The organism is Pantoea sp. X-Soil-YNGN-844 (assembly GCF_059730595.1).
This window is the reverse complement of the sequence record NZ_AP036007.1, coordinates 832,210-845,588: the sequence shown is the minus strand read 5'-3', so window position 1 is coordinate 845,588 and position 13,379 is coordinate 832,210. Positions and strand designations below refer to the sequence as shown.

11 protein-coding genes are annotated in these 13,379 nt (G+C 55.4%); all 11 read right to left on the bottom strand.

The window, feature by feature from the left end:
* Position 1 precedes the first annotated feature (1 nt).
* The 11 genes from tilS to skp all read right to left on the bottom strand — a co-directional run bounded on the left by tilS (position 2) and on the right by skp (position 13,325).
* On the bottom strand, positions 2-1,318 hold the full coding sequence (gene tilS, locus AC6I8C_RS03665; RefSeq protein ID WP_497821638.1) for a tRNA lysidine(34) synthetase TilS: 1,317 nt from the start codon (positions 1,316-1,318) through the stop codon (positions 2-4).
* A 52-nt stretch (positions 1,319-1,370) separates the two neighbouring features.
* Positions 1,371-1,760 carry a VOC family protein gene (locus AC6I8C_RS03660; protein WP_013356853.1) on the bottom strand — a complete coding sequence of 130 codons (390 nt, stop codon included), beginning with the start codon at positions 1,758-1,760 and terminating at the stop codon, positions 1,371-1,373.
* Between the two features lie 64 nt (positions 1,761-1,824).
* Positions 1,825-3,975, bottom strand: coding sequence for a lysine decarboxylase LdcC (locus AC6I8C_RS03655; RefSeq protein WP_497821637.1), 2,151 nt, complete (start codon positions 3,973-3,975; stop codon positions 1,825-1,827).
* A 169-nt stretch (positions 3,976-4,144) separates the two neighbouring features.
* The gene (gene accA / locus AC6I8C_RS03650) at positions 4,145-5,101 is read right to left on the bottom strand and encodes an acetyl-CoA carboxylase carboxyl transferase subunit alpha (RefSeq protein WP_013356851.1); all 957 of its coding nucleotides are present in this window, start codon (positions 5,099-5,101) and stop codon (positions 4,145-4,147) included.
* A gap of 12 nt (positions 5,102-5,113) precedes the next feature.
* Positions 5,114-8,596, bottom strand: coding sequence for a DNA polymerase III subunit alpha (dnaE, locus tag AC6I8C_RS03645; RefSeq protein WP_497821636.1), 3,483 nt, complete (start codon positions 8,594-8,596; stop codon positions 5,114-5,116).
* A 31-nt stretch (positions 8,597-8,627) separates the two neighbouring features.
* Positions 8,628-9,254: a ribonuclease HII gene (gene rnhB / locus AC6I8C_RS03640; RefSeq protein WP_033731638.1), complete on the bottom strand. Its 627-nt coding sequence runs from the start codon at positions 9,252-9,254 to the stop codon at positions 8,628-8,630.
* Complete coding sequence (lpxB, locus tag AC6I8C_RS03635; protein ID WP_497821635.1) at positions 9,247-10,395, bottom strand: lipid-A-disaccharide synthase; 1,149 nt, start codon at positions 10,393-10,395, stop codon at positions 9,247-9,249. The genes rnhB and lpxB overlap by 8 nt, the downstream gene beginning before the upstream one ends.
* Positions 10,396-10,398: 3 nt before the next feature.
* Positions 10,399-11,187, bottom strand: a complete 789-nt coding sequence (gene lpxA / locus AC6I8C_RS03630) for an acyl-ACP--UDP-N-acetylglucosamine O-acyltransferase (protein ID WP_013356847.1) — start codon at positions 11,185-11,187, stop codon at positions 10,399-10,401.
* 3 nt (positions 11,188-11,190) lie between these two features.
* Positions 11,191-11,646, bottom strand: coding sequence for a 3-hydroxyacyl-ACP dehydratase FabZ (gene fabZ / locus AC6I8C_RS03625; protein WP_003852639.1), 456 nt, complete (start codon positions 11,644-11,646; stop codon positions 11,191-11,193).
* A gap of 152 nt (positions 11,647-11,798) precedes the next feature.
* Complete coding sequence (lpxD, locus tag AC6I8C_RS03620; protein WP_497821634.1) at positions 11,799-12,824, bottom strand: UDP-3-O-(3-hydroxymyristoyl)glucosamine N-acyltransferase; 1,026 nt, start codon at positions 12,822-12,824, stop codon at positions 11,799-11,801.
* 3 nt (positions 12,825-12,827) lie between these two features.
* On the bottom strand, positions 12,828-13,325 hold the full coding sequence (gene skp / locus AC6I8C_RS03615; RefSeq protein ID WP_003852644.1) for a molecular chaperone Skp: 498 nt from the start codon (positions 13,323-13,325) through the stop codon (positions 12,828-12,830).
* Positions 13,326-13,379: the final 54 nt, after the last annotated feature.

Here is a 13,379-nt window from a genome sequence, read left to right as displayed (position 1 = left end):
GTTATTGTTCTCCTGAGCGGGATGCCCTGTCCCAGATTATCTGCCAGCCCTGCTGATCACTGGCCGCGCCCGCGTGTGTGACAAAGAGATTCGGCACACAGACCAGCGTCTGGTTATAAAAAATTAACGGCAGCCGTTCTCGCTGCCACGGCGGTATCTGTAACTCCTGCCACAGCTTTTTCATTTCTCTTCCGCCATTGCGGCCCACCAGATGGACCTGACCCTGTGCATGGAACCGCACGCTGATCTGCTCATCCGGCAGAGGATAGCGCAACAGGCTCTGCGACATGCTGGCACGCAGCGTGCCGAGGTTCTGCGGTAACGACAGCGGCTGGCGGATATCGGGCCATGCCAGCTCGGTGTCGCGCAGTGATGTGAATAACGGCAGCCAGTAGAGTTGCTGACGGAAACGACGCAATTCAGCCTGGCCGAAGCGTAGCCGGGGCTGTGCATCTTCCCGGCTCGCCATCACTTCATCGCGAATACGCTTCAGCGCATCCCTCGATGGCATCGCTCCACCCTGTCCGGCGATCCAGCGGCGCAATAACGCGTTAGCGCGCAGCGTGCTCATGTTCATTAAAGGTGGAAAACAGAGGCTGCCGTCAGGCTGGATCAGCTCGGCCAGTTGCCCGGCGAGCAACTCATCCAGTAACTGCTCCTGCTCACTGCACAATGCCGCACTTCGGGCCGTTGCCTCAGCAAAATGGGGCCAGCGCTGATTAAGCTCAGGCAGCAGCCGCTGGCGGAGGAAGTTACGATCGTAGCGAAGATCCTGATTACTTTCGTCGTCTATCCACACCAGCTGATGGACGTCGGCGTAATCTTCCAGCGACTGTCGCGACTGATTCAGCAGCGGACGCACCAGCTGATGCGTACCCAGCATGCGCGATGGAGGCATTGCCGCCAGCCCGGCCGGACCACTGCCACGCTTCAGCGCCAGCAGAAAGGTTTCACACTGATCGTCGAGGTGCTGCGCGGTTAGCAATATCTCGCCCGGCTTGAGCGCGGCGCTCAGCGCCTGATAACGGGCGGTACGTGCGGCTGCTTCAATACCGTTTTGCCTGCCATCCACCGTCACGCGCAGCACGTCACATCTCAGCTGCCACTGATCGCATATCGTCTGGCAATGGGCGGCCCATGCATCGGCATTCGGGCTGAGGCCATGATGCACATGCAACGCTCGCAGGCGCGACTGAGGATGCTGCGGCTGCCAGCCGCGAAGCTGATGCAGCAGCACCGTTGAATCGAGTCCGCCGCTGAATGCGACTACCAGCGCGGCATCAGGTTGCAACAGGGCGTCAAAAGCGGGCAGAGACATGGCAGAATCCGGATAATCGGGCGACCGAATGTCGCCCGCTGAGCGCGCTATTTTACGCCTGATAAAGCTCCAGCGGCAAACCATCCGGATCGGCAAAGAACGTACACTGTTTACCGGTCAGTTCATCGATGCGAATCGGCTCGCAGACCACGCCTTTATCAGCCAGCGTCGCAACGGCAGCGGCCACATCCGGCACGGTAAAGGCCAGATGGCGCAGGCCACACGCCTCGGGATGACTGACGCGTGCTGGCGGCGCGGGAAAAGAGAACAGCTCAATGGTATAGCGATCCTGTAAGGCCAGATCCCCTTTCCAGGAGTCGCGCGCCTCGCGGTAAACTTCGCCCATCAGTCGAAAGCCCAGTACGTCGCAATAGAACGCTTTGCTGCGCTGATAGTCGGAGGCGATGATGGCGATGTGGTGAATAGCGGTTAACTGCAACATAGTGAATTTCCTGATTGGGGCAGGCTGTCCGCAGACCGCCTGCCACTGATAGTCATTTAAAGGGTTACGCGAGGTCGTTTTTCAGTACTCGGACGCGATACTCGCCCTCTTCCGTCAGGCTGGCACCGTGAATATCGGTTTCGAATCCCGGGTAGTGCCGGCCGATGCTACACAGCATCAGCAGAAAATCGAGCACCGCACGGCTCTTTTCGGTAATCATCTCGCCCGGCATCACCAGCGGAACGCCCGGCGGATAAGGCAGGATCATGTTGGCCGATACCCGCCCGACCAGTTCGCTGAGGTCCACCGTTTCGATGCTGCCCTTCACCTGCTGCTGAAACGCCTGATGCGGCGTCATCTTCATTTCGGGCAGGACATCAAACGCCTGCAGCATCAGACGCGGCAGATCGTGATGGCGGATCAGCTGATGGATCCCCTGCGCCAGCGTCTGGATGCGCATATTGCGATAGAAGTCGGGATCTTCAGCGTAGAGATCCGGCAGCATGTTTTTCACCCGCAGATTGAGATCGTAGGCGCGTTTAAACTCAGTCAGACCGCGCAGCACGCTCATCGCTTTGGTTTTGTCGATGCCGATGCTGAACAGGAACAGCAGGTTATAGGGGCCGGTCTTCTCCACTACAATGCCGCGCTCATCAAGAAACTTCGCTACCAGCGCGGCCGGGATCCCCTCGTCTGCCATCTCACCCAGTTCGCTCATGCCTGGCGTCAGAATGGTGACTTTGATCGGATCGAGGTACATGTGATCGCGATCGGCCTGCGTAAATCCATGCCACTCTTCTTCGCCGGGCTGGATCGCCCAGCATTGCGCTTCATCGATCTGTTCCGGCTGCCAGATATCGAAGAACCAGCTGTCAGACTCTTCGCGCAGGCGCTGGATTTCCCGACGGAAATGCAAGGCGCGTTCCACCGAGCGATTGATCAACCGCTTCCCGGGATTACCGCGCAGCATCGCCGCAGCGGTTTCAATTGAGGAGACGATGGCGTAATTGGGCGAGGTGGTGGTGTGCATCATGTAGGCTTCGTTAAACGTCTGTTCGTCGTAGTCGCCTTTAATGTGAATCATGGAGGCCTGCGAGAACGCCGCCAGCAGTTTGTGGGTCGATTGCGTCTCGTATACCACCTTGCCCGGAATACGATCGCCACTCATGCCGCTTTTACCGGCATAAATCGGATGGAAATTGGTATATGGCACCCAGGCCGAATCGAAATGAATCGACGGCACATCCAGCGTCTCTTTGATGTACTGGGTGTTGTAAAGCAGCCCATCGTAAGTGGAGTTGGTGATCACCGCATGCACCGGCCAGCTGGCGCGATCGGTGGTCACGACCTTCTGCGTAATGCTCTCGCGGGTGAACTCGTGCTTCGGGATACCACCGAGAATCCCCAGCGCATTGCGGGTCGGCTTCAGCCAGATGGGGACCAGATCGCTCATCATCAGCAGATGAGTCAGAGACTTGTGGCAGTTGCGATCGATCAATACGGTACTGCCCGCTGGTGCGGCATACATGCCGACAATTTTATTCGAGGTCGAGGTGCCATTGGTCACCATGTAACTCTGCTCGGCGCCAAACGTGCGTGCGATGTACTCTTCCGCTTCAAGGTGCGGGCCGGTGTGATCCAGTAGCGAACCCAGCTCGGTCACTGAAATAGAGATGTCCGACTTCAGCGTATTGGCCCCGAAGAAGTCGTAGAACAAACAGCCTACCGGGCTTTTCTGAAACGCGGTACCCGCCATATGGCCCGGCGTGCAGAAGGTGTACTTGCCCTCTTTCACATAGGTGAAAAGTGCTTTGGTCAGCGGTGGGGTAATGTGGTCGAGATAGTCATCGGTATACTGCCGGATATGCAGCGCGATATCGTCGGCGGCATTCAGCGCATATTCAAAAAAGTGCAGTGGCATGCGCATCTCATTGATGCTGATGTCCATCTGCGAGTGGGTATTGATAAAGGCATACAGCGGCAAGTATTCATTGAGCTGATTAATCTCGCCGCACAGTTCCGGACTGTTGTGCGCGTCCCAGTCGAAGATCACGCCACTGATACGCGGATTGTGTTCAATCAGCTTCAGCAGATCGTCACTGTTTTTCGGGTAAAGCAGCTGGAAGCCTTGCAGATTTAACGCCGCGTCGAGTTCGCGTAACGGTTCATCTTTATAAAACACGCCGTGCGCGCCCATGATCGCCAGAATATTCAATGCCCCTCTCCCTGATTGTTGTGGAACCGGACAAGCATAACCGCTAACTCAGGGAAGGTGTAGCAAGGGGACGATCAGATGAGGCTGAAAGGCGTCAGACCGCGTGCGGGGGCTAAACTGGCGGCATAAAAAAAGCGGACCGGAGTCCGCTTTTATGGATGAGCTAAAATCAGGCGTAGCCGTAGCTCATCAGACGCTGATAACGACGATCCAGCAGCTCTTCGGTGGTTAATCCATCGAGGTCGGCCAGGTCAGCCAGCAGCTGCTGCTTGAGTGACTGCGCCATATCCACCGGACGGCGATGTGCGCCACCCAGTGGCTCAGGGATCACGGAGTCAATCAGCTTCAGCTCTTTCAGACGATGCGCGGTAATGCCCATCGCTTCGGCGGCCAGCGGCGCTTTGTCAGCGCTTTTCCACAGAATGGAGGCGCAACCTTCTGGTGAGATCACTGAATAGGTGCTGTACTGCAGCATATTCACTTTATCACCCACGCCAATCGCCAGCGCGCCACCTGAACCGCCTTCACCGATGACCGTACAGATCACCGGCACTTTCAGGCCAGACATTTCACGCAGGTTGCGGGCAATCGCTTCAGACTGCCCACGCTCTTCCGCGCCCACGCCCGGATAAGCACCCGGTGTGTCGATGAAGGTGATGATTGGCATTTTGAAACGTTCAGCCATCTCCATCAGGCGCAGCGCTTTGCGATAGCCTTCCGGTGCAGGCATGCCGAAGTTACGGCGAATCTTCTCTTTGGTTTCACGGCCTTTCTGGTGCCCGATGATCATCACCGGACGTCCATCAAGACGCGCAATCCCGCCGACAATCGCTTTGTCATCCGCATAAGCACGGTCGCCCGCCAGCTCATCGAAATCGTCGAAAGCGTTGCGAACGTAGTCAAAGGTGTAAGGACGTAAAGGATGGCGTGCCAGTTGGGCAATTTGCCATGCGCCCAAATCGGCGAAGATTTTACGGGTCAGCTCAACGCTTTTCTCACGCAGACGCTGAACTTCTTCATCCAGATTAACGTGTTTATCATCCTGACGACCAATTGAGGTCAGCGAATCAATCTTCGCTTCCAGTTCTGCAATTGGCTGTTCAAAATCCAGGTAATTAAGACTCATAATGTTCCTGTTCTAGTCAAACTCCAGTTCCACCTGCTCCGATCCAATCAACGAGCGCAGATCGTTAAGTAAACGATCGCTGGGCGAAATACGCCACGCTGCACCAAAGCGCAGCTTCGCTCGCGCGTCGGCTCTCTGATAGTAGAGATGCACCGGAATAGTCCCTGATCGATGGGGTTCCAGGGATTGACGGAGTCGGTTTAATAGCTGGTCATCAATTTGCCTGTCCGTCAGCGAGATAGCAAGTCCGCGCGCGTATTTTTCGCGAGCTTCGTCGATGTCCATGACTTCACGCGCGGTCATTTTAAGCCCACCACTGAAGTCATCAAAGCTGACCTGTCCGCTGACGATCAGGATTCGGTCTTTCTCCAGCAACTGCTGGTATTTATCTAACGCATCGGTAAATAACATCACTTCAAGACGACCGGAGCGATCGTCCAGAGTACAGATACCAATTCGGTTGCCGCGTTTGGTCACCATTACCCGCGCGGCGATCACCAGACCGGCCGCCACGGTAATTTTACCCCGATCGGTAGGATGCATATCTTTCAGCCGCACCCCACCAACGTAACGCTCAATTTCTTTCAGATACTGATTAATCGGGTGGCCGGTCAGGTATAACCCCAGCGTTTCCCGTTCACCATCCAGCTGCACCTGCTCAGGCCACGGCGTGACGCTGGCGTATGATTTCTCCACCTGCTCTGGCTCTTCTGCCAGCACGCCAAACATATCCGCCTGACCAATCGCTTCCGCTTTCGCGTGCTGATCGGCCGCTTTCAGCGCGTCGCTGAGTGCACTCATCAACGCAGCGCGATGCGGTCCGAGGCGATCAAAGGCCCCGGACATGATCAGTTTCTCCATCACCCGACGGTTGATCTTTTTGGTATCGGTACGGGCGCAGAGATCAAACAGCTCGCGGAAATAGCCGCCTTCGTTACGGGCGTCGATGATCGCTTCGATCGGACCTTCGCCCACGCCTTTGATCGCGCCTATGCCGTACACGATCTCGCCCGCTTCGTTAACGTGGAACGGATAGAGACCGGAGTTAATATCAGGCGGCAGAACTTTCAGCCCCATCCGCCAGCACTCATCGACCAGGCCGACCACTTTCTCGGTGTTATCCATATCGGCGGTCATCACCGCCGCCATAAACTCAGCCGGATAGTGCGCTTTCAGCCACAGCGTCTGATAGGAGACCAGTGCGTAGGCCGCAGAGTGTGACTTGTTAAAGCCATAACCTGCAAATTTTTCCACCAGATCGAAGATCTTCATCGACAGTTCGCCGTCGATGCCCATGCTTTCGGCACCGTCGCGGAAGACTGAACGCTGCTTAGCCATCTCCTCGGGTTTCTTTTTACCCATGGCGCGACGCAGCATATCTGCACCGCCCAAGGTGTAACCGGACAGGACCTGGGCGATCTGCATCACCTGTTCCTGATAGAGGATGATGCCGTAGGTCGGCTCCAGCACTGGCTTCAGGCTCTCGTGCTGCCACTGGATATCAGGATAGGAGATCGCTTCACGGCCATGCTTACGGTCGATAAAGTTATCTACCATGCCGGACTGCAGAGGGCCAGGACGGAACAGCGCCACCAGTGCGATCATATCTTCGAAGCAGTCGGGCTTAAGACGCTTAATCAGATCTTTCATGCCGCGCGATTCAAGCTGGAATACCGCGGTGGTTTCCGAGCGCTGCAGCATATCGAAGCTTTTCTTATCATCCAGCGGGATCGCGGCGATATCGATCGGCTCCAGTCCCTCTTTTTCCCGGCGCGGGTTGATCATCTTCAGTGCCCAGTCGATGATGGTCAGCGTACGCAGACCCAGGAAGTCGAACTTCACCAGGCCGGCATATTCCACATCATTTTTATCGAACTGGGTAACCGGGAACTGGCCATGCTCATCACAATAGAGCGGCGCAAAATCGGTGATTTTCGTTGGCGCAATGACCACGCCACCCGCATGCTTACCGGCGTTACGCGTAACCCCTTCCAGCTTGCGCGCCATGTCGATCAGCGCTTTAACCTCTTCATCTGCGTCATACATCGCAGGAAGTTGTGGTTCAGCAATAAACGCTTTTTCCAGCGTCATGCCGGGATCGGGCGGGATCAGTTTTGAAATACGGTCAACGAAGCCGTAAGGATGCCCCAGCACGCGACCCACATCACGGATAACCGCTTTGGCCGCCATGGTACCGAAGGTAATAATCTGCGAAACCGCTTCACGTCCGTACATATCGGCGACGTGTTCGATCACCTGATCGCGCTTCTCCATGCAGAAATCGACGTCGAAGTCGGGCATCGAAACACGTTCCGGGTTCAGGAAGCGTTCGAACAGCAGGTCGAACTCCAGCGGATCGATATCGGTGATTTTCAGCGCATAGGCCACCAGCGAACCCGCACCCGAACCACGACCCGGTCCGACCGGCACGCCGTTATCCTTGGACCACTGAATGAATTCCATTACGATCAGGAAGTAGCCGGGGAATCCCATCTGGTTGATAACGTTGAGTTCAATTTCCAGACGCTCATCATATTCCGGGCGTTTTTCCGCGCGCTCAGCTTCGTCCGGGAACAGGAATTCCAGACGCTCTTCCAGTCCCTCACGGGATTTCACTACCAGATAATCTTCAGTGGTCATATCGCCGGTCGGGAACTGCGGCAGGAAGTACTCACCGAGCCGGACCGTCACGTTACAACGCTTAGCAATCTCTACGCTGTTTTCCAGCGCTTCCGGAATGTCCGAGAACAGCTCGCACATCTCCTCTTCGCTGCGCATATATTGCTGAGGACTGTAGTTGCGCGGGCGCTTGGGGTCGTCCAGCGTATAGCCGTCGTGAATGGCAACGCGAATTTCGTGCGCATCGAAATCTTCTGCGTTGATAAAGCAGACTTCATTGGTGGCGACGACCGGAATGCCCTCGGCAATCGCCAGTTCAACGGCGGCATGCAGATAGCTCTCTTCGTCCTGACGACCGGTGCGAATCAGCTCCAGATAGTAGCGATCGGGGAAATGCTGCTGGTAAAACGACAGACACTGCGACACAAGGACATTGTTGCCACGCAACAGGCTGCGGCCCACGTCGCCACGTCGCCCGCCCGACAGCAGAATTAACCCTTCCTGCAACTCAATCAGCCAGTCGCGATCGATGATCGGTCCGTCCACGCCATAACCACGCTGATAGGCGCGGGAGATCAACAGCGTCAGGTTCTGGTATCCGGTATCACTGGACGCCAGCACGGTCAGCTGGGTCAGCTCATCCCCCATCAGCTCACTGGCAACGTTGAAATCGGCACCAATGACCGGCTTTATCCCTGCGCTGTGTGCACCACCGTAAAATTTCACCAGACCACACAGGTTAGTGAAGTCGGTAATCGCGATAGCAGGCATGCCAAGGGCAGCCGCCTTCTTGATCAACGGCCCGGTTTTCGCCAGGCCATCAACCATCGAATAGTCACTGTGGACACGCAAATGTATAAAACGGGGTTCAGCCATATCAGTTTCCGGTTAAAACAGCGTCAGGCTATTAAAGCGTAAGGGTCTGGCGGGCAGCCAGAACTTCAGCGTCGAGCAGCGCGTTGCGTACAGGCGCAAAGCTGCGACGGTGGTGCGGCGTGGCGCCATACTGCGTCAGCTTTTCCATATGCAGCGCCGTCGGATAACCTTTGTGCTGCGCAAAACCATACTGCGGGAACAGCAGATCCAGCTCGGCCATTTCACGATCGCGCGACACTTTGGCGATGATGGAGGCTGCACTGATTTCGGCCACCAGGCTATCCCCTTTCACCACGGCCTGTGAAGGCACAGGCAACGCCGGACAACGATTACCATCAATCAGCACATAGTCGGGCTGGATACTCAGGCCAGCAACGGCACGCTGCATCGCCAGCATGGTGGCGTGCAGGATGTTGAGCTGATCGATCTCTTCCGGCTCTGCACGTCCCAGACTCCATGCCAGCGCCTTCTCTTTGATTTCGTCATACAACGACAGACGGCGCTTCTCCGACAGTTTCTTGGAATCAGCCAAACCGGTAATCGGATTAGCCGGGTCGAGGATGACTGCAGCAGTGACCACCGCGCCGACCAGCGGACCGCGCCCCACTTCGTCCACACCGGCAATCAGTCTGGCGACAGGATAGATAAAATCAGGCATTCACCAGCTCCAGTACCGCATCCGCTGCCTGCTCATCGGCGTTCCAGCGGATCTGTTGATGTAATTCATGAAACGTCTGCAGCAGGGTTTCGCGCTCAGGCCCGGCATGCAGCAGCGGATCTAATGCAGCGGCCAGGGCTTCTGGCTGACACTCATCCTGCAGTAACTCTTTGACCAGCTCACGCCCGGCCAGCAGATTCGGCAGAGAGACATAAGGCGTTTTTACCAGCCGTTTCGCCAGCCAGAACGTGGCCGGCTTCATGCGATAACCGACGACCATAGGGCATTTTGCCAGCATGCACTCCAGTGCAGCAGTTCCTGACGCCAGGAGTGCGGCATCGCTCGCAATCATCGCCTCACGTCCCTGACCATCCAGCAGATGCATCGGCAGCTCAGAAGCGACGTCAGCTTTAATTTTTTCAAACTGTTCGCGGCGACGGGCATTAACCAGCGGCACCACGATTTCCAGTGCCGGATAGTGACGACGCAACAATTGCGCTGTTTTCAGGAAATCAGCGCTGAGCATTTCCACTTCTGCGCCCCGGCTGCCGGGCAGCAAAGCCAGACAGAGTGCATCATCGGCAATGCCGAGATGACGGCGAGCAGCCTGCTTATCAGGTTGCAGCGGCATGGCATCCGCCATGGTGTGGCCGATAAAGCGACAGGGAACGTTATAGCGATCGTAGAAAGCTTTTTCAAACGGCAGGAAGGCCAGCACCAGATTGGTGTTACGACCAATTTTAAACACGCGCTTTTGCCGCCATGCCCACACCGAGGGACTGACATAGTGGATCGTGCGAATGCCCGTGCGTTTAAGGTTGCCTTCCAGCGTGATATTGAAATCGGGCGCATCAATCCCGACAAAGACATCGGGTCTGAGTCCGGTAAAACGCCGGGTGAGATCGCGGCGGATTGTCAGCAGACGTCGCAGGCGGCCCAGCACCTCAACAATGCCCATCACCGCCAGCTCTTCCATCTCATACCAGGCTTCACACCCTTCCGCCTGCATTAAGGGACCCGCCACGCCGACAAAGCGTGCATCAGGATGACGGGCTTTCAGGGCACGAATCAGACCGGCACCAAGAATATCGCCGGAGGTTTCTCCGGCGACCAGGGCAATCGTTAAAGGACGCGCTGACATGGATTAACGAATTAATCCACGGGTTGAACGGGTGAAGAAGTCGTAGAAAGGCTGCACTTCGCTGTGCTGCTGCGCGATGGCTTCGATTTCCGGCTTCACTTCTTCCAGCGTTCTGCCGCTGCGATAGAGCAGCTTGTAGGCATTGCGTATGGCGTGCAACGACTCTTTGCTGAAGCCACGGCGCTTAAGACCTTCGATATTGATCCCGAACGGCGTCGCGTGGTTGCCCTGCGCAATAACGTAAGGCGGCACATCCTGCGCCACACCGGAACAGCCACCTACCATCACGTGAGCACCGATGATGCACCACTGATGTACCGCTGTCATGCCGCCAATAATGGCGAAATCATCAACCGTTACGTGACCACCCAGGGTGGCGTTGTTGGCGAAGATGCAGCGGTTACCAATCACGCAGTCATGCGCAATATGGACATTCACCATCAGCAGATTATCGCTACCCACCGTGGTGACATGGCCACCCTGCGTGGTGCCGCGATGAATCGTCACGCTTTCACGGATGCGGTTGCGATCGCCGATCTCAACCCGTGTTGGCTCACCGGCATATTTCAGATCCTGATTCACTTCACCAATCGAGGCAAACTGATAGATCTGATTATCTTTACCGATACGCGTGTGGCCGTTCACCACAACGTGTGACTTCAGTACCGTTCCTTCACCGATTTCAACATTCGCGCCAATAAAGCAAAACGGGCCAATGTGAACACGGGCGCCAATAACAGCGCCCTCTTCGATGACAGAACTGGGATGGATAGTGGCGGTTGGATCAATCACGAATTATGCCTCCCGGCTGCGGGCACACATCATGGTCGCTTCACAAACGATTTTACCATCGACAGTCGCCACGCCTTTAAAGCGGGTCAGACCACGGCGGGTTTTCTCGAAAGTGACTTCCATGATCATCTGGTCGCCTGGTACCACAGGGCGCTTGAAGCGGGCACTGTCGATACCGGCAAAGTAATAGAGTTCACCTGGTTCCAGTTTACCTACGCTTTTAAACGCCAGAATACCGGTGGCCTGCGCCATCGCTTCCAGGATCAGAACGCCAGGAAAAATCGGTTTACCAGGGAAATGCCCCTGGAAAAACGGTTCATTAACAGAAACGTTCTTCACTGCACGCAGGTATTTGTGCTCTTCAAATTCCAGCACGCGGTCTACCAGCAGAAACGGATAGCGGTGCGGCAGCAGCTCTAAAATCTCTTCAATTTTCAGAGTATGAGTTTCAGTAGTCAAAATACTCTTCCTGTCCTAAAAATCTGATGACATCAATAACACGGCCTGCACAGATCAAAATGATCTTCCGCAGGCCGCAAATAGGTTCTGTGGCGCCGGGCTTCCCTGCTTAACATTTTTATTATGAAAGCCGGTCAGTTTTGGGATGGCGGTTAGTCGTCTTTGCCGACCTTGCGCTCGATGGCTTTTAAGCGTTTGCTCATGTCATCGATGTTCATCACCAGCGCTGCAGTTTTGCGCCAGGTTTTGTTGGGTTGCAGCGGAATGCCTGACGAATAGACACCAGGCTCTGTGATAGGACGCATGACCATACCCATACCGGTCACCGTTACTTTGTCACAGATTTCCATATGGCCGTTAATGACGCTGGCACCGCCAATCATACAGTAACGCCCAATTTTCAAACTACCCGCCATGATCACACCGCCTGCAACCGCAGTATTGTCGCCAATAACTACGTTGTGAGCGATCTGGCACTGGTTGTCTATGATAACACCATTGCCGATCAGAGTGTTATCAAGCGCACCGCGATCGATGGTGGTGCAGGCACCTATTTCGACGCGATCGCCGATAATTACCGCGCCTAACTGCGGGATTTTCACCCAGTTACCGCGATCGTTGGCATAGCCGAAACCATCAGAACCAATGACGGTACCTGACTGAATCAGACAATCCTGGCCGATTTCGATCTCGTGATACACAGAGACGTTGGCCCAGAGGCGGGTTCCGCTGCCGATACGGGTTTTTTTGCCCACAAAACATCCCGCACCAACGACTACGTTATCACCCAGCTCAACGTCCGCTTCGATCACCGCATTGGCACCAATGGCAACGTTATTGCCAAGTCGGGCTGAGGGATCGATGACTGCGCTGGGGGCGATATTCTGCGCCGGCTGTGGCGTGGTATCGAGTATTTGTGCCATACGCGCATAAGTCAGGTAGGGATTTTTGACTACCAGCGCTGCGGTTTTGCACCACTCCAGATCCGCTTCCGTCAGCACCACGGCTGAGGCCTTTATCAGGGCGAGTTGCTCGCGGTAACGGCTGTTTGCAAGAAAAGTGATTTGGCCAGTTGTGGCGGATTGCATAGAAGCAATGCCGGAGATGACGATATCGCCATCTCCGTGCAATTCTGCATCCAACTGCTGGGCTAAATCAGCCAGTCGAATAGATGACATGAATTATTTAACCTGTTTCAGCACGTCAGCAGTGATGTCTTTTGCGTTTGATGCATAAGCCACCGCGTTAGCGTCGATCACGACGTCGTAACCATCGCTGTCAGCGACTTTCTTCACGGCATCCTGAATACGGCTCAGCAGCTTGTTACGCTCTTCCATCTGACGACGGCGATTGTCCTGCTCAAAAGCCTGCGCTTTTGAAGAGAAAGCTTCACGCTGTGACATGACATCTTTTTCCATACGGCTGCGTTCGCTGGCCTTCATGGTAGAACCGTCACGCTGCAGACGCTGCATTTTGGTTTGCAGATCGCGCTCCTGGCTCTGCAACTCAGTTGCACGGCCTTTGAACTCGTTTTCCAGCTGTTTAGCAACAGTCGCACGTTGCGGTAACTGTTGGAAAATGCTGGACACGTTTACCACTGCAATTTTGTCAGCAGCCTGAACACCAGCGGAGACCGCTAAAGCAAGACCCAGACCTGCGGCACACAACAACTTTTTCACTATAAACTCCTTACCATCAACGTTTGTGTCAGCGACACAGTGTTTGCCCCGGAA

Bases quoted from the DNA above. Each gene is read 5' to 3' on its own strand.
- tilS (WP_497821638.1), bottom strand. From the start codon at position 1,318: ATGTCTCTGCCCGCTTTTGACGCCCTGTTGCAACCTGATGCCGCGCTG.
- AC6I8C_RS03660 (WP_013356853.1), bottom strand. From the start codon at position 1,760: ATGTTGCAGTTAACCGCTATTCACCACATCGCCATCATCGCCTCCGAC.
- accA (WP_013356851.1), bottom strand. From the start codon at position 5,101: ATGAGTCTTAATTACCTGGATTTTGAACAGCCAATTGCAGAACTGGAA.
- dnaE (WP_497821636.1), bottom strand. From the start codon at position 8,596: ATGGCTGAACCCCGTTTTATACATTTGCGTGTCCACAGTGACTATTCG.
- rnhB (WP_033731638.1), bottom strand. From the start codon at position 9,254: ATGCCTGATTTTATCTATCCTGTCGCCAGACTGATTGCCGGTGTGGAC.
- lpxB (WP_497821635.1), bottom strand. From the start codon at position 10,395: ATGTCAGCGCGTCCTTTAACGATTGCCCTGGTCGCCGGAGAAACCTCC.
- lpxD (WP_497821634.1), bottom strand. From the start codon at position 12,824: ATGTCATCTATTCGACTGGCTGATTTAGCCCAGCAGTTGGATGCAGAA.